25 protein-coding genes and 1 pseudogene are annotated in these 20,580 nt (G+C 68.5%); 12 read left to right on the top strand and 14 right to left on the bottom strand.

Translation table 11 applies throughout. The features are described from left to right. The first annotated feature begins 277 nt into the window (after positions 1-277). Complete coding sequence (locus tag A5787_RS25285) at positions 278-562, top strand: 4a-hydroxytetrahydrobiopterin dehydratase (protein WP_066972179.1); 285 nt, start codon at positions 278-280, stop codon at positions 560-562. Here A5787_RS25285 and A5787_RS25280 read toward each other — a convergent pair. Beyond that, a complete protein-coding gene (locus A5787_RS25280) occupies positions 559-1,848 on the bottom strand; it encodes a mannosyltransferase (protein WP_066972178.1) in 1,290 nt (429 codons plus the stop codon). The genes A5787_RS25285 and A5787_RS25280 overlap by 4 nt on opposite strands. A gap of 87 nt (positions 1,849-1,935) precedes the next feature. On the opposite strand from A5787_RS25280, the gene A5787_RS25275 reads away from it, so the two are divergent. Together A5787_RS25275 and A5787_RS25270 are read left to right on the top strand one after the other, a co-directional pair. Continuing rightward, positions 1,936-2,640, top strand: a complete 705-nt coding sequence (locus A5787_RS25275; RefSeq protein ID WP_066972176.1) for a hypothetical protein — start codon at positions 1,936-1,938, stop codon at positions 2,638-2,640. A gap of 45 nt (positions 2,641-2,685) precedes the next feature. After that, on the top strand, positions 2,686-3,714 hold the full coding sequence (locus tag A5787_RS25270; protein ID WP_066972175.1) for a hypothetical protein: 1,029 nt from the start codon (positions 2,686-2,688) through the stop codon (positions 3,712-3,714). On the opposite strand, the gene A5787_RS25265 is transcribed toward A5787_RS25270, so the two are convergent. Further along, positions 3,711-4,334, bottom strand: a complete 624-nt coding sequence (locus A5787_RS25265) for a TIGR03086 family metal-binding protein (RefSeq protein WP_156764130.1) — start codon at positions 4,332-4,334, stop codon at positions 3,711-3,713. The two genes, A5787_RS25270 and A5787_RS25265, sit on opposite strands and share 4 nt — an antisense overlap. Positions 4,335-4,385: 51 nt before the next feature. Between A5787_RS25265 and A5787_RS25260 the strand changes: the two genes are divergently transcribed. After that, positions 4,386-4,817 (top strand): MarR family winged helix-turn-helix transcriptional regulator, encoded by a 432-nt coding sequence (locus tag A5787_RS25260; protein ID WP_066972171.1) that lies wholly within the window; start codon positions 4,386-4,388, stop codon positions 4,815-4,817. Here A5787_RS25260 and A5787_RS25255 read toward each other — a convergent pair whose 3' ends face one another. Both A5787_RS25255 and A5787_RS25250 read right to left on the bottom strand, forming a co-directional pair. Further along, on the bottom strand, positions 4,818-4,964 hold the full coding sequence (locus A5787_RS25255) for a hypothetical protein (protein WP_064952447.1): 147 nt from the start codon (positions 4,962-4,964) through the stop codon (positions 4,818-4,820). Further along, positions 4,961-5,539 (bottom strand): HhH-GPD-type base excision DNA repair protein, encoded by a 579-nt coding sequence (locus tag A5787_RS25250; protein ID WP_066972169.1) that lies wholly within the window; start codon positions 5,537-5,539, stop codon positions 4,961-4,963. Before A5787_RS25250 ends, A5787_RS25255 begins: the two co-directional genes overlap by 4 nt. A 74-nt stretch (positions 5,540-5,613) precedes the next feature. On the opposite strand from A5787_RS25250, the gene A5787_RS25245 reads away from it, so the two are divergent. Beyond that, positions 5,614-6,144 (top strand): nuclear transport factor 2 family protein, encoded by a 531-nt coding sequence (locus tag A5787_RS25245; RefSeq protein WP_066972167.1) that lies wholly within the window; start codon positions 5,614-5,616, stop codon positions 6,142-6,144. 18 nt (positions 6,145-6,162) lie between these two features. Beyond that, the gene (locus tag A5787_RS25240; protein ID WP_066972165.1) at positions 6,163-6,837 is read left to right on the top strand and encodes a hypothetical protein; all 675 of its coding nucleotides are present in this window, start codon (positions 6,163-6,165) and stop codon (positions 6,835-6,837) included. Positions 6,838-6,873: 36 nt separating this feature from the next. Here A5787_RS25240 and A5787_RS27895 read toward each other — a convergent pair whose 3' ends face one another. Continuing rightward, positions 6,874-7,050 carry a DUF5302 domain-containing protein gene (locus A5787_RS27895; protein ID WP_197507396.1) on the bottom strand — a complete coding sequence of 59 codons (177 nt, stop codon included), beginning with the start codon at positions 7,048-7,050 and terminating at the stop codon, positions 6,874-6,876. 41 nt (positions 7,051-7,091) lie between these two features. Then, complete coding sequence (locus A5787_RS25235) at positions 7,092-7,535, bottom strand: PPOX class F420-dependent oxidoreductase (RefSeq protein ID WP_066972163.1); 444 nt, start codon at positions 7,533-7,535, stop codon at positions 7,092-7,094. Positions 7,536-7,567: 32 nt separating this feature from the next. Between A5787_RS25235 and A5787_RS25230 the strand changes: the two genes are divergently transcribed. After that, entirely contained in the window at positions 7,568-8,089 is a 522-nt protein-coding gene (locus A5787_RS25230) for a DUF1697 domain-containing protein (RefSeq protein WP_066972160.1), read from the top strand. A 21-nt stretch (positions 8,090-8,110) separates the two neighbouring features. On the opposite strand, the gene A5787_RS25225 is transcribed toward A5787_RS25230, so the two are convergent. Continuing rightward, the gene (locus A5787_RS25225) at positions 8,111-8,476 is read right to left on the bottom strand and encodes a GntR family transcriptional regulator (RefSeq protein WP_066914931.1); all 366 of its coding nucleotides are present in this window, start codon (positions 8,474-8,476) and stop codon (positions 8,111-8,113) included. 37 nt (positions 8,477-8,513) lie between these two features. Here A5787_RS25225 and A5787_RS25220 point away from each other — a divergent pair, with 37 nt between their 5' ends. Together A5787_RS25220 and A5787_RS25215 are read left to right on the top strand one after the other, a co-directional pair. After that, complete coding sequence (locus A5787_RS25220; RefSeq protein ID WP_066972158.1) at positions 8,514-9,227, top strand: NAD-dependent deacylase; 714 nt, start codon at positions 8,514-8,516, stop codon at positions 9,225-9,227. 102 nt (positions 9,228-9,329) lie between these two features. After that, positions 9,330-10,223, top strand: coding sequence for a hypothetical protein (locus A5787_RS25215; protein WP_066972156.1), 894 nt, complete (start codon positions 9,330-9,332; stop codon positions 10,221-10,223). Positions 10,224-10,245: 22 nt separating this feature from the next. Here A5787_RS25215 and A5787_RS25210 read toward each other — a convergent pair whose 3' ends face one another. The 3 genes and pseudogenes from A5787_RS25210 to A5787_RS25200 form a co-directional block, all read right to left on the bottom strand. Continuing rightward, positions 10,246-10,887 carry a class I SAM-dependent methyltransferase gene (locus A5787_RS25210; RefSeq protein WP_066972154.1) on the bottom strand — a complete coding sequence of 214 codons (642 nt, stop codon included), beginning with the start codon at positions 10,885-10,887 and terminating at the stop codon, positions 10,246-10,248. Further along, positions 10,884-11,566 (bottom strand): annotated as a pseudogene (locus A5787_RS25205) (TetR/AcrR family transcriptional regulator). Before A5787_RS25205 ends, A5787_RS25210 begins: the two are co-directional and overlap by 4 nt. Positions 11,567-11,582: 16 nt before the next feature. After that, positions 11,583-13,907 (bottom strand): MMPL family transporter, encoded by a 2,325-nt coding sequence (locus A5787_RS25200; protein ID WP_066972184.1) that lies wholly within the window; start codon positions 13,905-13,907, stop codon positions 11,583-11,585. 297 nt (positions 13,908-14,204) lie between these two features. On the opposite strand from A5787_RS25200, the gene A5787_RS28560 reads away from it, so the two are divergent. Further along, positions 14,205-14,336, top strand: a complete 132-nt coding sequence (locus A5787_RS28560; RefSeq protein WP_255361745.1) for a hypothetical protein — start codon at positions 14,205-14,207, stop codon at positions 14,334-14,336. Positions 14,337-14,468: 132 nt separating this feature from the next. Here A5787_RS28560 and A5787_RS25195 read toward each other — a convergent pair whose 3' ends face one another. Continuing rightward, the gene (locus tag A5787_RS25195; RefSeq protein ID WP_066972151.1) at positions 14,469-15,221 is read right to left on the bottom strand and encodes a 3-hydroxyacyl-CoA dehydrogenase; all 753 of its coding nucleotides are present in this window, start codon (positions 15,219-15,221) and stop codon (positions 14,469-14,471) included. A gap of 42 nt (positions 15,222-15,263) precedes the next feature. After that, a complete protein-coding gene (locus tag A5787_RS25190; protein ID WP_066972149.1) occupies positions 15,264-16,355 on the bottom strand; it encodes a CaiB/BaiF CoA-transferase family protein in 1,092 nt (363 codons plus the stop codon). 103 nt (positions 16,356-16,458) lie between these two features. Between A5787_RS25190 and A5787_RS25185 the strand changes: the two genes are divergently transcribed. Together A5787_RS25185 and A5787_RS25180 are read left to right on the top strand one after the other, a co-directional pair. Next, the gene (locus A5787_RS25185; RefSeq protein ID WP_066972147.1) at positions 16,459-17,271 is read left to right on the top strand and encodes an enoyl-CoA hydratase; all 813 of its coding nucleotides are present in this window, start codon (positions 16,459-16,461) and stop codon (positions 17,269-17,271) included. Between the two features lie 75 nt (positions 17,272-17,346). Beyond that, entirely contained in the window at positions 17,347-18,714 is a 1,368-nt protein-coding gene (locus A5787_RS25180) for a DUF2867 domain-containing protein (RefSeq protein WP_066972144.1), read from the top strand. Here A5787_RS25180 and A5787_RS25175 read toward each other — a convergent pair. Both A5787_RS25175 and A5787_RS25170 read right to left on the bottom strand, forming a co-directional pair. Next, positions 18,677-19,399 (bottom strand): CPBP family intramembrane glutamic endopeptidase, encoded by a 723-nt coding sequence (locus A5787_RS25175; protein ID WP_066972142.1) that lies wholly within the window; start codon positions 19,397-19,399, stop codon positions 18,677-18,679. The two genes, A5787_RS25180 and A5787_RS25175, sit on opposite strands and share 38 nt — an antisense overlap. Continuing rightward, on the bottom strand, positions 19,396-20,541 hold the full coding sequence (locus A5787_RS25170; protein ID WP_066972140.1) for an NAD(P)H-binding protein: 1,146 nt from the start codon (positions 20,539-20,541) through the stop codon (positions 19,396-19,398). The genes A5787_RS25175 and A5787_RS25170 overlap by 4 nt, the downstream gene beginning before the upstream one ends. Positions 20,542-20,580 lie beyond the last annotated feature (39 nt).

Below are 20,580 nucleotides of genomic sequence, written 5' to 3'. Positions count from 1 at the left end.
GGCGGAGTGCCATGGCCTGCCCATTCGATTTTTCATGACACCAAATTTTAGTTTTTCCGCGCCGCCCCCTCCTCCGCCGCCGCCGCAGGCTGCTCACGCGGTCATAATCCCGGCCGAGCGAATAGGGGTGGCAGCCCGGTTCGGCGGGGCGGCTCGCGCCCGTAAAACCGACTTTCCAGGGCGCGTTTCACGAATGACGGAGGGGGTAATTCTCGGTCGCGGAAATCGAAAGCCCGAGTCAGGAAAACGGTTTTGGGAATAAGGAAAGGTTCGAGTTATGGCCGTGTTAACGGATGAGCAAGTAGACGCCGCACTGCCCGAACTCAACGGCTGGGAGCGTTCCGGCGGCGCCTTGCGCCGGTCGATCAAGTTCCCGACGTTTCTCGACGGCATCGGCGCAGTGCGCCGGGTAGCCGAGCATGCCGAGAGCAAGGACCATCACCCGGACATCGATATCCGTTGGCGCACAGTGACTTTTGCCTTGGTCACGCATTCCGCGGGTGGCATCACGCAGAACGACCTCGACATGGCGCGCGACATCGACGGGATCGTCGGGGACTAATCCGTCGACCCTGCCTCGCGTCGGCCGGTGGCCGCGATCCAGATGAGCGTCGCCACCGCCGCCACGATGTAGGCCAACCCCGCCCAGGCCAGGAACCACGGCCGGCCTATCTGCCAGATGCTCGGTTGCGCGAAGCTCAGCAACCAGGGCACGCCGATGATCGTGAGCGCCAGCCAGCCCCACCCCACGACGCGGGCGCCCGGCCGCCCGCGTGGCGGCCCGTGTATCGCCCAGACCATCAAGGGCACCAACCACACCCAGTGGTGAGACCACGAGATCGGCGAGAGCAGCAGCCCGAACAACTCGACCACCAGCAGCTTGCCCAGCCGATCGGACCCGTCGAGCGCACGCCACGCCAGGAGGGCCAGCACGGCAGTGACGGCGATGGCGGCCAGAACCAGGGGACCGAAGCCGGCGTCATGGCCCAGGATCCGGGAGATGCCGCCGCGCCAGGATTGATTGAACGAGGTGCCGATCGGGCCGACCCGGCGCGCATCACCCAGCAGCTTGGTGAAGTAGTAGCCGGTCTGATCCCCCACGATCAGAGCCGACACGCCGACGGTCGCCAGGAACACGGCCGCCGAAAATACCGCCGCGCCCCAGCGCCGAACGCCGACCAGGTAGACGCCGGCGATCGCGGGCGTCAACTTGATCCCGGCCGCCACGCCGATCAGCAGCCCCGATAGCCACCACCGCGACGTAGCGACCGCCCATAGGACCGCCAGCATGAGCAGCACGTTGACCTGCCCGTAGTCGAATGTGTTGCGCAGCGGCTCGATCCAGAGGGTGACCGCGGTCCACAACATCGCCAGGCGCTGACCGGCGCCGGCGGGGACACCCATGATGCGCTGGCTGACCCGGATCGCGCCGTACAACGCGGCCATCGTCGCAATCTGCCACAGGAATGCGACCGGCCCGAAGGGCAACAGGTGCAGCGGGTAGAAGACGACCGCCGCGAACGGCGGATACGTGAACGGCAGCGGGAAATCGGGCGTCTGGTCGGCGTACACGTAGCTGTACAGCGTGCCGGGGTGGGCGATGGCGGCCGCGCCGCCGAGATAGACGTGCAGGTCGACGAAGTTCGCGCCGTTGGGCACCAGGTAGGTCCAGGCGAGCCGCGCGAGGACGCTCACGGCCAGCAGCGCCGGCGCGGCCGCCTGAAGCGGACCCCCCAGCCGCCGGTGGAGGGGAGCCGCCGGGGCGGCGGTCGAGGTGGTGTCTATCAGCCCGACTTTAGCGATCGCGGCACCCGCCCGGTCACCGCCGTCACTCGTATCGGTAACGATCGAATAAATGCCACACGTGTCACTTGAGTCACACCAGTATCAAAGTAACTTCGGCCACGGACCCGTCGTCGATCACCAGGGAGAGTCATGTCAACCATTTGGACCTATTTGCGAGCGACCGCCGTCGTAGTCGGTTCGTCCGCCGCGCTACTGACGGGCGGTATCGCCCACGCCGACCCCGTGCCGGCCCCGGCCGTGCCGAACATTCCGCAACAGCTGATGAGTTCGGTGGCCAACGCGCCGCAAATCCTGCAAAACCTCGCGACCGCGCTCGGCGCGACGCCCCCGGCGGCGCCGGCCGCGCCCGGCCTCACCTTCCCGGGGTTGCCCTCGGCGACCTCGCCCGTGGCGCCCTCGGCGCCCACGTCGGCGATCCCGGGACTCGGCTCGATCCCGGGGCTTACCCCGCCCGCGGCGCCCACGGCTCCGTCGGCAACGTCGGCGATCCCGGGGCTCGGCTCGATCCCGGGCCTGACGCAGCAGGCGCCGGCGGCACCCGCCGCCCCGGCCGCTCCGTCGATTCCGGGCCTCCCGGCCATCCCCGGGCTGTCGGCACCGGCGGCGCCCGCGACGCCCCCGACCCCTCAGCTCCCCCAGGCGAAGGTCGACATGCCGGCGCTGCCGTCCGGCCTGCCGGTCAACGTGCCCGCGCAGCTGACGCTTCCGCAGGATCTGACGGCGCTCGCCACCGGGCAGGCGCCGGCGGCTCCGGCGGTCCCGGCCGCCCCGGCCGTACCGGCGCTGCCGACGCTCACCAACCCGATGGCGCCGCTGCTCTCGGCCATTCCCTGAGCAATCCGTTAGACGGCAAATCCACAACCTAGACCGGAGGGCATCGTGGTAAGCACTCGGAATCTGTCCAAAGGGTTGGCCGCTGTCGTCACGGCGTCGGCTGCCGCGCTCGGGTTCTGCCCGAGCGCGGCGGCGGACCCGGCGGCACCGCTGCCCACACCGCAGGCGAACTCCAGCCAGCAATTACCGGGCCTCCCGGCGCTTTCGGAGCTGAGCCCGATCATCCAGCAAGCAGCCAGCAATCCCGGGCAGGCGACACAGCTGCTCATGGCCGCCGCGCAAGCTTTCACCCACAGTCCGACCGCGCCCACCGAAGCCAAAAACGTTGCGGCGTCGGTGGATCACTTTGTGCAGGAGCCGGGTTCGCCGGTGCCCGGTGCGCCGGCGCCTGCGCCGGGTGTCGCCACCCCGCCCGACACCGCGGCGGTGCAACACGTGCCGCCGCTGGGCATCGAGCCCGGACTGCAGTCGCACCTGCCGCCGGGCATCGATCCGGCGCACGCCGCCGGTCCCGGCCCCGCGGCTGCGCCGGCACCGGCGCCCGCACCGGCTGCCGCACCCGCTCCCGGACCCGCAGAGCCCGTCGCCGCCGCTTCCCCGGCTCCCGCGCCGGGCGCCGCGCCGGCTCCCGCGCCGGCACCTCCCGCGCCCGGTCTGGGACCGGACGCCCCGCCCACGCAGGACTTCATGTATCCCTCGATCGGCACCAATTGCCTTGCGGACGGCAGTAGTGCGATCGCGACCGCCCTGTCGGTGGCGGGGCCGGCCAAGATTCCGACGCCGGGACCCGGGCCCGGCCAGACCGCCTACGTGTTCACCGCGGTCGGCACGCCGGGCCCCGCGGAGGTGCAGAAGCTACCGCTGAACGTCACCTGGGTGAACCTGACCACCGGCAAGTCCGGAACGGTCACCCTCAAGCCGCGCACCGACATCAACGGGGACGGTCCGACGACGCTGACGGCGATCGTCGACACCGGCTCGGGCAGCATCATGTCGACGATCTTCGGGCAGGTCACCACCAAGGAAAAGCAGTGCCAGTTCATGCCCACCATCGGCTCGACGGTGGTGCCCTAGAACGGAACTGGCAGCCAGTCGGGCGTGCGGCCGAGGTGGCTGAGAATGCGGTCGAGGTCGGTTGCGCCGCCGGGCGCGGTTAGGGCCGGCCCGAACGGCGCGCCGGCAATAGTGCGGTAGTCGCCATCCGGAACGACGAACACCAGCGGTAGCACGGCGGCCAGAACGTCGTCCGGGAGCGCGAATTGGGCGCCGATGCTGCGGGCGACATCCCAACCGTGCACCACGTAATCGACAAAATGGAAACCGATCGCGACCGCACCGGGGAAGGTCGCCCCGGGCCCGAACTCGGGCAAGGAGAACGTGGCGTCGAGCACCCCGTCGACGGCGAACGCGTCAAGCACGTCGGCGGCGGCCGCGGCGTAGGTGCCGGCGGGATCGGCCGCTACGGCGTCGGCCACGCGGTCCGGCGCCCAGATGGTCGGGCTGTCCCCGCCGCCACGCGCGGCCGCGGCGAACCCCTGATGTTGCACGGTCATGTGGGAGAGCAGGTCGAGCAGGTTCCAGCCCGCACAGGGTGTCGGCCGACCTAGATCGTCGCGGGTGACCGCCGCGACGACGTCGACGGACGCCTGCACTGCGGCTCGGTGGAAGGGTCGAACGTCAGAAATAGTATGCATCAGCATACGATATGCGTACGCGTATTATCTGTCAACGGCTACGCTTCCCCCATGGCACCGACCTCACGGCGTCCCGATCTCGCCGCGATGATGGGGCCGCTGGTTCGGGAAATGGTCGCCGCCGAGATTCCCGTGCTGGAAGCGCACGGGTTGTCGATGTGGGGCTACGTCGTGCTGAGCGCGCTCGATCGTTCGCCGGTGCGCAGTCAAGCCGCGCTCGCGGAGGCGATCGGCGCCGACAAGACCCGCATCATCCCCACACTCGACGAGTTACAGAACCGGGGTTACATCGAGCGCCGTCCCGACCCGGACGACCGGCGGGTGCGGCTGCTTGCGCTCACTGATGCGGGCCGGGCCGCGAAAGATGCCGCGCAGCAAGACATTCAGCGCGGCGAGGAGCGCTGGCTCGGGACGCTGTCGGCCGATGACCGGCGCCTGTTTCTGCGCGTCCTGCGTCAGCTGTCGGACACGCGAGGCGGCTGACTAGTACGCCATGAACAAGATGGCGTCGCGGTCGTACTCGAGGCCCGGGTGGGCACTGGCGAGGTGGGCCTGGGTCAGCTCGACCAGTTCGTCCTCGTCCTTGCCGACGATGGCTTCGCCACACGGACACGTTATGTGTGTCTTCACGTTGCCGCCTTTCCCTTCGCTGCTGCTTTCATCTGCTTCTTGTACGACCGCACCTTCCCGAGGGACTGCGCGTCGACGATGTCGGCGACGGACAGGTGGGTTCCGGCTTTGCCGAAGTCTCCGGCCGCCTGCCGCCATCCCGTCGGCGTCACGCCGTACTGCTTGCCGAGCAGCGCCAGGAAGATCTTCGCCTTCTGCTCGCCGAAACCGGGCAGCCCCTTGAGCCGCCGCAGCAGTTCGTGCCCGTCGGGGGCACCGGCCGTCCACAACCCGGCGGCGTCGCCGTCATAGCGGTCCACGATGATCTGCGCCAGCGCCTGGATCCGCTTGGCCATCGACCCCGGAAAGCGGTGCACCGCAGGCCTTTCCGAGCACAGCGCGGCGAACTTGTCCGGGTCATAGTCGGCGATCTGGGCCGCGTCCAAGCCGCCCATCCGGTCCGCGATCTTCTTCGGGCCGGCGAAGGCCGTCTCGAACGGCACCTGTTGGTCCAGGAGCATGCCGACGAGCAACGCGAATGGGTCGTCGTCCAGCAGCGCGTCGGCGGCCGGGTCTTGAGCGAGGCAAAGTTTCACTGTCAACGACCTTCCTTCCGCCCAACACCCTACGACCGACGCCCGGCACCCAACCACCGGGTTATCGTGGCGCGATGGTGGATGAAGCCAGATTGACAACGATGCTCGCCCGCGACGAACTGCATCAGCTCGTCACCGCCTATTGCCGGGCCGTCGACCGCGCGGATTATGAGGCGCTCCGAAACCTGTACCACCCCGACGCGACCGACGCACACGGCTCATTCTCGACGGGCGGCGTCGAAGAGTTCATCGCACAACTACAGGCCGCCGAACCGTATGTGCGTGTCTCCCAACATAACATCACCACAACGAACTTCGTGATCGACGGCGACACGGCCCGCGGTGAGATCTACTGTCTGGTGTTTCATACCTTCGCCGGTCCCGAACACGACTTGGACGTCATCATCGGCGGCCGGTACCTGGACACGTACACCAAACACGACGGCCGTTGGAGGTTCAGTCAACGCACGATCGTGGCGGACTGGGCATACCAGAACGACCCATCCCAAGTGGACTTCGGACACCCCAGCACCCGGGGAAGCCTGCGCGGCCAACCAGGCCAGACCGATCCGTCGATCGGCCTCTTTGCACCGCCGCGAGCCTGAGAGTGGGATTCTTTCGGGGTGAGCACCAAAGACGAATCGGCGGCAACCACCCGCTACCTGCTATTCGCCAAGCCGGAAAAGTTCAGCTACCAGCAACGCGCGCTCGAAGACGACACGGTCAAGCTATTCGCCCAGCAACCGCTGCTGGCCATCGACGTCGGCGAGGAAACGGTCTCGGTCGTCGACCCGGCCAGCGACGCGCTGATCAGCTCCGCCGCGATTCGAGAGGTCACCGCGACACCGGGGACTTACGCCCCGATGGACCAGTCTTCCGAATCGACAAGGAGGCTCTACACCCAGCCGCTACTGCTCCTCGAGGGACCCGGCTCGCTGGACGTGAGAATCGGAATCCTGCCGATGCGCGTGACGACGTGGACCGGACACCAATTTCGGTACGCCTGGCGCCGTAAGGCACGGCCACTTGATTTGGACCACGCGTACCGCCACGATCGGGTCGAACGCAGACCCATGCACGTGGTCACGGACGCCGAATGGCGCAGCCTTGTGGGGACATTCGGCTTGGCGACCCTCGTAGTCGACGAGTATGCCTCCGGCGCGCTCGACAGCGAAGCAAAATTCATGAAGGTGGTCGGGATCGCGTTCGCCGCGTTGATAATCGCTGCCACGACGGTGTTTTTCGGGTGGTTCATCTGGGCGATCGCCACAGGGAATATTCACCATCACCAGCACTGACCGCCACCCGGACGGCGCAGCCCGGTTACCCCCGAATCACCCGCTCTTGCGACGGAATTCGCGGCGATTTTCCACCGGACCGTGCACCCGCGAGTGCTTGTCGCCACCGTCTTTGTGATCGGATGCGCCCGCCGACTTGGCCTTCTTGCGATCGAGGGCCTCACGGAACTTGCGCTTCGTGTCGTCCGCTTGTTGGGGGTCTGATTCGGCCATACCGGCAGCCTAGCCTGCGCGGCCCGGCCTGGCTTGCGGTTTTACCGCTTGCCGGGTGGCATGCCGTATACGTGCGAGATCCGCAGCGTCATCACCACCCGCCGGTCGGTGACCATCGCCTGCCGGTAGTCGTCCCAGTCCGGATGCTCACCGGCGATGTTGCGATACAAGGCAATCAGCGCCTCGACGGTGTCATCGTCGGGTGCGGCCGCGGGGGGAGTCAGCTCCGCGGTGCCCTCGGCGACGGCGTACGACCATCCGTCATCGGCGTCGACCAGGATCGAAGCCCGCGGGTCGCGGCGCAGGTTGCGGGTTTTGGCCCGAGGCTCCGTGATGGACACCCGCACCACCATTTCCCGCGGGTCGAAGTGATAGCTCACGTTCGACAGCTGGGGCCGCCCGTCGCGCTTGATGGTGGCCAGCACCCCGAGGGAGTTCCCACTGATCACGGCCAACAGTTTGTCGTCGAAGACTTGGCGTCCCATGCCGAAAGCCTACGTCGTGGTCAAATTGGGGCATGACCAAATACGCGGCGTTCCTGCGCGGCGTCAACGTCGGCGGCGTCAACCTCAAGATGGCCGAGGTCGCGAGCGCGTTGACCGAGGCCGGGTTCGACAATGTCCGCACGATCTTGGCCAGCGGCAACGTGCTGCTGGAATCGTCGGCCGCGGCGGCGTCGGTGCGCGACAAGGCCGAAGCCACGCTGCGCGAGAGGTTCGGCTACGACGCGTGGGTGCTGGTCTACGACCTCGAAACGGTGCGCGCCCTCGACGAGGCCTATCCGTTCGGGCGCGAGGTCGACGGGTATCAGTCCTACGTCACGTTCGTCGCCGATGCCGCCGTGCTGGACGAGCTCGCGGCCCTGGACAAGGACGCGGGCGCCGACGAGAAGATCGCCCGCGGCGACGGCGTCCTCTATTGGCAGGTTCCCAAAGGCAGCACGCTGAACAGCACGATCGGCAAGACGATGGGCAAGGCGCGCTACAAATCCTCGACGACGACCCGCAACCTGCGCACCCTGGCCAAGGTGTTGCGCTAACACCCGGCGCGCCAAGCGCGCTCAGTCGTCCGGCACGTTGGTCAAATAGCGCATCGCGTCGGACTTGGTCAGCCCCAACGCCTTGGCCACGTCGACGTATTCCTTGGCGGCGGCGGCCATCGCCGCGTCGGTCGGATCGAATCGGGAGATGAAAGTGCCGAAGCGCCCGCGCGTTTCGACGATCGCCGCGGACTCGAGCTCGCGGTAGGCGCGGGCCACCGTGTTTGCCGCGACGCCCAGCTGACCCGCCAGATCACGCACCGTCGGGAGGCGGGAACCGGGCGGCAACGCGCCGGCCCGGACCCCATCGATGACCTGGGTTCTGAGCTGGTCGAACAGCGGTTTGCCCGCCTTGACATCGACCTTCAGCCAATCCCGCAGCTCCACGTCTTCAGTATGTCGCAACCGCGACTATGTTTGTGGGATGCGAGTAACTGTGCTCAGCGGCGCGGGGATCTCCGCGGAAAGCGGGGTGCCGACATTCCGTGACGACAAGAACGGACTGTGGGCCCGCTTCGATCCCTACGAGCTGTCCAGCACGCAAGGGTGGCGCAAGAACCCGGAACGGGTCTGGGGCTGGTACCTGTGGCGCCACTACCTGGTCGCCGACGTCGAACCCAACGCCGGGCACCGCGCGATCGCCGCCTGGCAAGACCACGCCGAGGTCACCGTCGTCACCCAGAACGTCGACGACCTGCACGAGCGCGCGGGTAGCACCGCGGTGCACCACCTGCACGGAAGCCTTTTCGAATTCCGTTGCGACCGTTGCGATATGGACTACACCGGGCCACTGCCCAAGATGGCCGAGCCCGAGCTGGAGGTCGAACCCCCGATATGCCACTGCGGCGGCCTGATCCGGCCCGACATCGTGTGGTTCGGTGAGGCGCTGCCCGATGAGCCGTGGCAGCTCGCGGTCGAGGCGACGCAGTCCGCCGACGTGATGGTCGTGGTGGGCACCTCGGCGATCGTCTACCCGGCGGCCGGCCTGCCGGACCTGGCGCTGTCGCGCGGCACCGTCGTCGTCGAGGTCAATCCCGAGCCGACGCCGCTGACTTCGAGCGCGACGATCAGCATCCGCGAGGGTGCCAGCCAGGCGCTGCCCGAGTTGCTGCAGCGGTTGCCCGCACTGCTGAAGTAACCCTTCGCCGAGCCTGCGCACAGATCGCGGTTTGTGCACACTTTTGCGCGCTGAGCGCAGGCTCGGCGTGCCTGTGTCCGAGCAATCGACCAGCGTGCGCTCATGACGAGCGTCGATCCCTTTCGAGGCAGCGAGGCATTGGCGGCCGGGACGCTGAGGAAGCATCAGCTGCGGTCCCAGTTCCGTGCGGTATTTCCCGACATCTATGTGCGGCGCGATCAACAGCTGACGTCTCGCGACCTTGCTGTGGCGGCGTGGCTATGGTCGCACCGGCTTGGGGTAATTGCGGGGTCGACCGCGGCCGCGTGGCATGGCTCGAAATGGGTGGACGAAGACCTGCCAGTCGAACTGGTGTGGTCGAACGTGCGGCCGCCGCGCGGCCTACGAACCTACGACATCAAGCTCCACGACGGGGAGGTGTGTGTAATCGCGGGCATTCCGGTGACGACACCGGAGCGCACAGCATTCGACATTGGTCGGCGCAAGGCGATGGGTATGGCGATTGCGTATCTCGACGCTCTCATACGAGCGACAGGCGTCGAGGTTGATGACGTCCTCCAGGTTGCGGATCAGCATCGCGGCGCGCGGGGGCTCAGGCAGCTCGAAAGAGCGCTCGAGCTAGTCGATCCCGGTTCGCAATCTCCGAAGGAGACGTGGCTGCGGTTGCTATTGATCCAGGCGGGCTTGCCGCGGCCGACCACCCAAATTCCGGTGATGATCGCAGGCAGCGCGCGGGTCTACTACCTCGACATGGGATGGGAGGACCCGATGGTCGCCGTCGAGTACGACGGCGAGCAACATCGCCTCGATCGCCTGCAGTTCACCAAGGACATTCGTCGCAGTGAGGACTTGGAGCGGCTCGGCTGGATCGTCATCCGGGTGACCGTGTCAGATCGTCCAGTCGGCATCATCGCGCGGGTTCGGGATGCATTGGCTTTCCGCGAAGGCACCGAGCCTGCGCACAGATCGCGGTTTGGCCGCCGAGACACGCGCTGAGCGCAGTCTCGGGGCAGCAAGCCTACGGCCGGCGCGCCCGGCCCAGCGCCAATTCCGACACCGGCAACGGCGCCCACACCGGCAGCGTCCACTCCCGCCGCGACGTGTCCATCTGGAACCCCGCGTCGATAATGGCGCGCTCGGTGTCGCGGTGGGTGTGGCAGTTGCCGAACAGCCTCGGCCACAACGTCGCATCGGCGAACCGCTGCACGCGTCCCCGCCCGCCGGCGCTGGCCACATGCTCGAGAAAGCGCAGCTCCCCGCCCGGCCGCAGCAACGAATAAATCCGCCGCAGCACGCCGGCCGGGTCGCGCACCGAGCACAGGACCAGCGAGCACACCACGACGTCAAACGGCTCGGAGTCGCTGAACGCCTCCGCGGTCTGCCCGATGACCTCGACCGGCACGGGCGCCGCGGCCGCCGCGGCGCGGGCGTGGGTGGCCAGCCGCGGCTCCGGCTCGACCGCGATCACCTTCTCGACCGAAGGCGGATAGTTGGCGAAGTTCGTCCCGGCGCCCGCCCCGATTTCCAGGACGCGCCCCGACAGGCCGGCCACGTTCTCCCGGCGCAGGGCCCGCACCGCCGGCGCCTCGTGGGCGGCGACGACGGGCCAAACGCGCGCGAAGAACGGATGGTCGATCGTGGACTCCGCTACCTGCGTCATATCCGAGCGCCCTCCTGAGGCCGATGCGTGGCGACCCATGCCGCCAACATCTGAGGTGTGGCGTCCCGACCGCAGTACCCCATCACCAATTGCCCGCAGAATACAGACGACAGCACCCGGTCCGCGAACGCCTCGGCATCGCCGAACGGCAAGTGCGGCTTGGCGATCAGCATGGCCGCCACCCCGTGCAGCGCGCTCCAGAGCTCCAGGCGACGGTGGTCGGGTCGCCCGGGCGGTAGGTACCGTCGTCCATCAGCCTCTGCACGGCGGCGCGGATGTGTTTGAACGCCGAGCCGCTGAGCGTCGCATCGACGCTGCTTCCGGAGCGCCACTCGCCCATCGTGGCGATCCGGTACAACGCCGGGGTCGCGAGCGCGAACCGGATATAGGCCAGCCCCTGGGCGCGCAGCACCTCAACCGGCGACGTGTGTTCGCCGGCCAGCCGCCGCATTTCGGGGTCCAGCTTTTCGAAGTAGCGCGCGCACACCGCGTCCAACAGGGCGTCCTTGTCGGCGAAATGCAGATAGATCGACGGCGGAGTGACGCCGACGCGCTGAGCCACCGAGCGAATCGACACCGACCGGGCGTGCCCGGTTTCCAACAGCAACTCGGTGGCCGCCCACAAGATCTCGTCGCGAAGCCGCTCGCCGGAACCACGAGGGGCCCTGGCCCGACGCAGACCCTCGACCGACGTGTCAACCAATGTTGGTCACCGACTCCCTGACCGGGCGTCCGTTGTGCTGCACCGGCTCCGAGGTCGGCTCGGCGTGCACGGCCATCTCGGAGGGCGCCTCGCTGATGCCGAACCGCTCGTGCAGCCACGCCAAAGGCTTTGGCGCCCACCAATTCCAGCGCCCCATCACATGCATGAACGCCGGCACCAGGACCATGCGTACCAGGGTCGCGTCCGCGAACACCGCCAGCGTCAGCCCCAGACCGAACATCCGCATGAACGAGACGTGGGCGGCGATCAGCGCGGCGAACGACATCGACATCACCAACGCCGCCGCGGTGATCACCCGGCCGGTGCGGGCGACGCCGTGCGCCACCGCCTCGTCGTTGGCGGCGTGCGCCCCCTTCGCGGTCGGGTTTTCCGGTCGGTACTCCAGCCAGTACTCGCGGATGCGGGAGATCAGGAACACCTCGTAGTCCATCGACAGCCCAAAGGCGATGCAGAACAGCAGCACCGGCATGTTGGCCACCAGCGTCCCGCTCGGGGTCGTCCCCAGCGCGCCGAGATGGCCGTCCTGGAAAACCCACACCAGCGCGCCGAAGGCCGCGCTCAGCGACAGCACGTTGCACACCAGCGCCTTCAGCGGCAACACCACGCTGCCGGTGAGCAGGAAGAGCAGGACGAACGTCACCGCGGCCATCAGCCCCAGCACCAGCGGCAGGCGGTCCGTCACCGCGTCGACGCTGTCCCGGTTGACCTGCGCGACCCCGCCCATCTCAACCGATCGACCGTCCGGGCCGGGCACCTCGTGCAACCGTCTGAGCTGCGTGTCATTGGCCTGCGTAAACAGGGGCGCCGTGCTGCTCACGGTTAGGAATGCGCTGCCGTCGGCCAGCCCGGTGGCCGCGGCCGGCGGTCCCACCTTGTTTCCGCCCACGAAGGTCCCGCCCGGCGCCGACACGCCCGATACGTCGGGAACCCGCGACAGGCCGGCGGCGTAGGTGTCCAAAGCCGCCGGGCTCAATCCCCGGACGTCGGGGACGACGACGGGAACAGCGGTCGCGGAGTCATGCGCGAAACCGTTACGCAGTTCGTCGCCGACCTGATGCGAAGACGACGCACGCGGGAGCACCCGGTCGTCCGGGAAACCCCACTTCACCGAGAAGAACGGCAGCCCGAGCAGCAGCAGCAGCGCCATGACGGCCAGGCCGATCGGCGCCCAGCGGCGCATCACGAACTTGCTGGAGCGGTACCAGAACCACTCCTCGACCGGCCTGTGCAGCGGATCCGGCCGGCGCAGGGCGTGGCGGATCAGCCGGCGCACGTCCAGCGAGTCCAGCCGCGAACCCAGCAGCACGATCGCCGCCGGGGTCACCACGATGGACGCGATGGCCACGAACCCGACGGTGGCCACGCCGGCGTAGGCGAACGACTTCAGGAAGTACATCGGGAACGCCACCGTCGCCAACATCGACAACGCCACGGTGACCGCGGAGAACAGCACCGTGCGGCCTGAGGTGGCCATGGTGCGGATCAGCGCCTCATGGGGGTCGCTGCCCTCGGCCAACTCGTCGCGGTAGCGGCTGACGATGAGCAGCGTGTAGTCGATGGCCAGCGCCAGGCCCAGGGCGGTGCTCAGGTTGAGCGCGAAGATCGACACCTCGGTGGTGAAGGTGACGAGTCGCAACACCGTCATCGAGCCGACGACGGCCAGCGCCCCGAGGGCCATCGGCAGCGCCGCCGCCAGCAGCCCACCGAACACCCAGATCAGGACCAGGAAGCTCAGCGGGAGCGCGATCATCTCCATGACCACCAGGTCGTCCTGGTTCTGCTTGTTGATCTGGGCGTACTGCATCGCCGGGCCGCCGGCGCGCACCGTGACGCCGTCGCGGTCGTGGACGAATTGGTCCGCCAGGGTTTGCGCGTTGCTCTGCGCGAAGTTTTCGCCGCCCTTGAGGTTGATCACGATCAGCGCCGACTTACCGTCCTTGCTGACCAGGTCGGCGGCGGCCTGCGGGGGCGCGGTCCAGGCCGACGTCACGTTGTATACCAGCGGCGACCCCTGCACTTCGCGGGCGAGGTCGGTGCCCACCTTGCGCGCCTGCTCGCTGTTGGCGCCCGAGGGCGCCGTCACCATGATCAGCATCTGCTGACCGCTCTGGCCGAACTTGTTGGTCAGGACATCGATGGCGCGGGCCGATTCGGAGTTCGGGTCTTGAAAGCCCCCGGGAGACAGGCTCTTGGCGACGGGTATGCCGAAGACGGCAGCGCCAATGAAGACCAGGACCGCGATCGCGATGATTCTTCGTGGCGCCGCTATGGCCAATCGAGCGATCGCTTGCAGCATGTTCCCCGGTCCTCCCGTCGCCGTGCCGGCCACGCCGCACCGCCCCTACCCGCGGTAACTTATCAGCGATAACTGACAGGTGTAAAACAACCTTACCCATTAGTACGGTTCGGCGCGGACGGATGGTTCAAACCTGTGCGGCGCTAAGAGTCCGGCAAGAAAATTGGTCCGCATCTAAGCCGCTCAGGGGCCAAAGACGCGTCCTTACCCGCCGGAAACCTACCCGCCGGTAAATTGCCATGATTTTCCGAATCGTGACTCAAAGAATCCTTAGACGCGGCCCATACGCTCAGTGTCATGTGGATCGACGACTCAAGCGCAGACGTCATCAAGGCTGACTTCGACGCCCTCTACCACGGCGACATGCTGGTGGAAGGCGAGACCTCGGAGCAGCTCGAAGACTGGCACCCACTGCAGACGGCGAGCTGATCGTCATGAGCGTATTAGCGCGCCTCCTCATGGCCGAACCCGCCGTCAGTCGATGGTTCCGTCGATAGCCCACCGGTCTTGCTTACGAACGAAAGCCCCCCGCTCACCGCGGGGGGCTTTCGTTTGCCCCGTCTAGCGGGGGGCCATGCGGATGGCGCCGTCGAGCCGAATGACCTCGCCGTTGAGCATCGGGTTCTCGATGATGTGGACGGCAAGGGCGCCGTACTCGTCGGGATCGCCGAGCCGGGCCGGGTGCGGAACCTGCTTGCCCAGCGACTTCTGCGCCTCCTCGGGTAACGAACCCAGCAGCGGAGTCTTGAACAACCCCGGCGCGATCGTCACCACCCGGATGAGCTCGCGCGACAGGTCGCGCGCGATCGGCAGCGTCATGCCGACGACGCCGCCCTTGGACGCCGAGTAGGCGGCCTGCCCGATCTGGCCGTCGAACGCGGCGACCGAGGCGGTGTTGATGATGACGCCGCGCTCCTCACCGAGCGGTTCGGTCTTGGCGATGCGCTCGGCCGCGAGCCGCAGCACGTTGAACGTGCCGATCAGGTTGACCCCCACCACCTTCTTGAACCCGTCCAGCGGGAACGGGCCGTCCTTGGACAGCGTCTTGATGGCGTTGCCGATGCCGGCGCAATTGACGTTGATGCGCAGCGGGCCCAGCGACTCGGCCACGTCGAGCGCGGCGGCGACGGCGGCCTCGTCGGTGACGTCGGCCTGCGCGAAACGCGCCCGGTCGCCGAGTTCGCGGACCGCCTCCTCACCGCGGAGGTCGATCACCATCACCTGCGCCCCGGCGTCGAGCAGCCGCTTGGTGGTGGCCAGGCCCAGGCCCGACGCTCCCCCGGTGACGACGGCAACGGCGTCTTTGATCTCCATGCGAGTCCTTCCCTCACGTCCAGCCAACCAGTTGGTTGGGGACTATACCCAGTCCTTGAGCACGGCTTCGACGTCGGTCGCGGGCGCGGCCGGGCGCGGCGTGCCCGGCGCGGTCCGGGAGAACCGTGGCGCCGGCAGCGGCTGCAGGGCCCCGTCCACCTCGTAGAAGGTGTCGCGCTCGGCAATGTGCGGCTCGGTCTGCACCTCGCCGAAGGCCAGCACCGGCGTCACGCAGGCGTCGGAGTCGGCGAACACCTTCGCCCAGTGGTCGCGATCGTGGCCGGCGAACTTCTCGGTCAGCACCGCCCGCAGCTCGGGCCACCGGGTGAGGTCGTTCTGCGGCGGCAGGTCGGCGCCGGCCAGGCCCAGCCCGGCCAGCATGGCCGCGTAGAACTGGGGCTCGATGGCGCCGACGGCGACGTAGCGGCCGTCGGCGCACTCGTAGGTGTCGTAGTAGGGCGCGCCGCCGTCGAGCATGTTGGTGCCGCGCACATCGGTCCACATCCCCGAGGCGCGCATCTGCCACATCATCTGGATCAGCACGCTGGAGCCGTCCACCATCGCGGCGTCGATGACCTGACCCTTGCCGGAGCTCTGCCGCTCCCACAGCGCGGACAGGATGCCGACCAGCAGGAACATCGAGCCGCCGCCGAAGTCGCCGACCAGGTTCAGCGGCGGCACCGGCCGCTCGTTCACCCGGCCGATGGCGTGCAGGATGCCGTTCAGCGAGATGTAGTTGATGTCGTGGCCCGCCTGCTGGCTGCGCGGGCCGGTCTGGCCCCAGCCGGTCATCCGGGCGTAGACCAGCCGGTCGTTGACCTTCGCGCAGTCCTCGGGGCCCAGGCCGAGCCGCTCGGTGACGCCGGGGCGGTAGCCCTCGATCAAGACGTCGGCCTTCGCGACGAGCTTGAGCACCCGCTCGCGGCCTTCGCCGGACTTGAGGTCGGCGGTGACGATGCGGCGGTTGCGGCTCATGGCGTCCTTAGCTGTGCTATCTGCACCAGCAGGGCCCTTCTTAGGCCGGTCGATGCGCACCACGTCGGCGCCGAGGTCACCCAGGATCATGGCGGCATGTGGGCCCGGCCCGATGCCCGCCAGCTCGACAACGCGCAGTCCTTGCAGCGGTCCCGCCATGATGTCCCGACCTTTCGTCCGCCCTTTGTCCGCTTCCGACGTCGTTGGCATCTTCTCAGCCGCACTCGACGCCCGCGCAGCCCGGTCACCTAGTCTGAGGCGCATGCCGGATTCTGGAATCGCCACGCTCGCACCGGTTGCTGGTCTCGACGTCACGCTGAGCGACGGCGTGCTGTCGGTGACCATCAACCGCCCCGACAGCCTGAACTCCCTGACGATCCCGGTGATCACCGGGATCGCCGACGCGTTGGAACGCGCGGCCACCGACCCCGCGGTCAGGGTGGTGCGGCTGGGCGGCGCGGGCCGCGGCTTCAGTTCCGGGGCGGGCATCAGCGCCGACGACATGGCCGGCGGGGGCGGCCTCCCGCCGGACGAGATCGTGCTGGAGATCAACCGGCTGGTGCGGGCCATCGCCGCGGTGCCGCACCCGGTGGTCGCGGTGGTTCAGGGACCGGCGGCCGGCGTGGGCGTTTCCCTCGCCCTGGCCTGTGATGTCGTATTGGCTTCCGACAAAGCGTTTTTCATGCTCGCCTTCACCAAGATCGGTTTGATGCCCGACGGCGGCGCGTCGGCGTTGATCGCGGCCGCGGTCGGCCGGATCCGGGCGATGCAGATGGCGCTGCTGCCCGAGCGATTGCCAGCCACCGAGGCCCTGTCCTGGGGGCTGGTCAGCGCGGTGTACCCGGCCGACGACTTCGAGACCGAGGTGGACAAGGTGATCGCACGATTGTTGGCGGGCCCGGCGGTGGCGTTCGCCAAGACCAAGCAGGCGATCAACGCCGCCACGCTCACCGAGTTGGACGCCGCCCTGGACCGTGAATACGAGGGGCAATCGCGGTTGCTGGTGTCACACGACTTCAAGGAGGGCACAACGGCTTTCCAGGAGCGCCGCACCCCCAACTTCACCGACGACTGACAGGCTTACTCCGGCCAGAACCGGCAATCCTTCCTCATGTTGGTTCCGAATAAACCTGCGAGGAACGGAGAATCGATGGTGCGCTGCCTGGTCACCGGGGCGACCGGCTACATCGGTGCCCGGCTGGTGCCCCGACTGCTCGACGAGGGCCACGACGTTCGCGCCATGGCGCGCACCCCGGACAAGCTGGCCGACGTGCCGTGGCGGGAGCGGGCGCAGGTGGCGCGCGGCGACCTCGGCGACGTCGAGTCGCTGACCGCGGCGTTCGACGGGATCGACGTCGTCTACTACCTGGTCCACTCGATGGGCGCCGCCAAGGACTTCGCCGCCGAGGAGGACCGCGCCGTGCGCAACGTGGTGACCGCCGCACGCCGCACCGGGGTGCGACGGGTGGTGTATCTGAGCGGGCTACACCCCGAAGGCCGCAGGCTGTCCGAACACCTCGAATCGCGCGCGGCCGTCGGCGAGGCCCTCATCGACTCCGGCATCGAGACGGTGGTGCTGCAGGCCGGGGTGGTCGTCGGGTCGGGTTCCGCGTCGTTCGAGCTGATCCGCCACCTCACCGACCGGTTGCCGGTGATGACCACGCCGAAGTGGGTGCACAACAAGATTCAGCCGATCGCGGTGCGCGACGTGCTGCATTACCTCGTCGCCGCGGCGACGGCGCCGGTGCCCAGGTCGCGGACGTGGGACATCGGCGGGCCCGACGTCCTGGAATACGGCGACATGATGCGCGTCTACGCCGAGGTCGCGGGGTTGGGGAGGCGCTATCTGGTCGTGCTGCCGTTCCTGACCCCGACGATCGCCAGCCTCTGGATCGGGGCCGTCACGCCGATCCCGCCCGGGCTGGCGCGCCCGCTGATCGAATCGCTGGAATGCGATGCGGTGATGCGCAATTCGGACATCGACGGCATCATCGAGCCGCCGGCCGGCGGCCTGACGGGCTACCGCCGCGCCGTCGAACTCGCGCTCGACCGCGGGACGCGCGGCCTGACCAAGGCCACCTGGGCCTCCCTCGGCTCGGACCCCGCCGAGCCGCTGCCCAGCGACCCGCGCTGGGCCGGCGAGATCATCCACTGCGACGTGCGCACCGCCGAGACCGCCGCGGAACCCGGGGAGGTGTGGCGGGCGGCCGAGGACGCGATCGCCCGCCGCCGCGCGTTCAGGAGCTGGGTCGTGGAGGAGCGCAAACCCGGCAGCGGGCTGCGGCTGCGCTCCGGGGCGGGCTCGGTGGGCCAGGGGTGGCTCGAGATCAGCGTCGCACCTCGGAACGGCGGGGGCAGCGAATACACCCAGCGGGCGATCTTCGTGCCGTGCGGCCTGCCCGGGCGGCTGTACTGGGTTGCGTTGCGGTCCAAGCGAGTTGCCGCGCTGCGCGGACTGGCGCGCGACGCGGCGGGGCCGGTCAGACGCCGAACAACGGGGGCAGTGCAAGCACCATGATCAGGCCCCACACGAGGTGGGTCAGCACCGGCGCCAGCACACCGCCGCTGGCCCGGCGTTCCAGCGCGCATACCGTCCCGAGAATGATCGCGGCGAACCCCAGCATCGGGTTGCCGCTGGCCAGCGTGGCGCAGGTGTACAAGACGGTCGAGATGAGCACCGGGTGGTAGCGCCCCAGCGCGGTGTAGAGCGCGCCGCGGAAGAAAATCTCCTCGGCGACGCCGTTGATGAGCGTGATCGCCACGATCACCGGATACCAACCGTGGTGGGCGTATAGCAGCACCCGGGTGATCAGCTCCGCGACGGGTGTTATCTCCCGGGCGATCAGCCCACCCACGATGAACACGCCGCCGAGCAGCAGGCCGACGGTCGTGCCGGTGATGACGGGCCGCTGGTTGCGTCCGCGCCAGCAGATGCCCCCAAGGTGCAACGGGCCCGAGACGAACCCGCCGGTGACCCACACCGCCGCCAGGAGCAGGGTCAGCCAGTAGAAGCTCGACTCGCCCGGATGACACCGCAGCGAAAACCCCAGCACCACGGCGCCGATCGCCAGGGTGATGGCGACGACCACGCGCCGGCGCCGCACGACCCCCGGCGGCTCGTTATGGGGCACCGCCACGTTGGTGATCGCGCGGCGCAACTCGGAGAAGGCGGTGGCGCTATACGGGGCGGTCGACTGACTCATGCCGGACGGACCTTCGCGTTCAACGCGGACAGGATGTCCAGCCAGGTGCGCAGCGCCCCGGCGAGGGGGCCGGGCACGTTGTTGACCAGCCGCAGGGTCGGCCGCGCGACGCGCGGGGTGATCGCGCGGGCGAGGCGGCGGATGCGCAGGGCGTCGCCACCGGCCCAGGCGGGATCGCTGTCGGCCAGGTCGTGCGGATCGGCCAGCGCATTGACGGGCTCGGGCCGGCGCCTCGACCCGGCCAACGCCAGTGCGATGGCGTCCTCCACGCCGAGCAGCCCGCCGGGCGGGTCGGGCACCCGGTCGCGCAGCCCGCTGACCGACGCCACCATCGGATGGTCGAGCGACTCGACCAGGTCCGCGGCCAGCCCCGGAGGCACCGGCAGCGCGAGACCGGTGACCAGCGACGCCAGCGCCGTGTCGATCCCGCCCACCGGTAACGGGGCATGCCACCTGCCCGAGACGCGCGCATACGTCTTGAGCAACCCCCGGTAGGTGGTGGTGGTCGGCCCGGCGATGTCGTACGCGCCCGCGGGCACCCGGCCGGGGTCTGCCGCGGCGACGAGGTAGTGCAGCACGTCGCGGATGGAGATCGGGTCGATCGGGTTGTCCATCCAGCTCGGTATCGGGATGAGCGGGAACCGGTCCCCCACGTAGCGCAGCATCTCGAACGACGTCGAGCCGGCGCCGATGATGATCGCCGCGCCCAGCCACACCAGCTCGGGCCCGCCCTCGACCGTCAGGGCCTCGGCCACCTCGGCCCGGCTGGTCAGGTGCTCGGACAGCGCCTCGCCGGCGGGCACGAAGCCGCCCAAATAGACGATGCGCCCCACCCCGGCGTCCCGCGCCGCCACCGCGAGGTTATGGGCCGCCGCCTTGTCCGCGTCGCGAAAGCCGGGCTGGCCGATCGCGTGCACCAGGTAATACAGCATGTCCACCGGGCCCGCGGCGGCCAGGCCGGCCCGCACCGACGCCGGATCCGACGCGTCGAGGGTGACCGGGATGACGTCGCCGAACCAACCTAAACGCTTGAGGCGCTGCGGGTTTCGGGTGGCCGTCACGACCTGGTGCCCATCCCCCAACAGCGCAGTGACCAGGCGCGATCCGACATAGCCGGTGGCGCCGGTGACCAAAATCCGCATACCCCGACACTAGCCAGACTTTTGAACCGATGCGGCGTC

This window comes from Mycobacterium sp. 852002-50816_SCH5313054-b (genome assembly GCF_001667185.1).
In the GTDB taxonomy this organism is placed as follows: domain Bacteria; phylum Actinomycetota; class Actinomycetes; order Mycobacteriales; family Mycobacteriaceae; genus Mycobacterium.
This window is presented reverse-complemented; position numbering and strand designations above follow the sequence as displayed.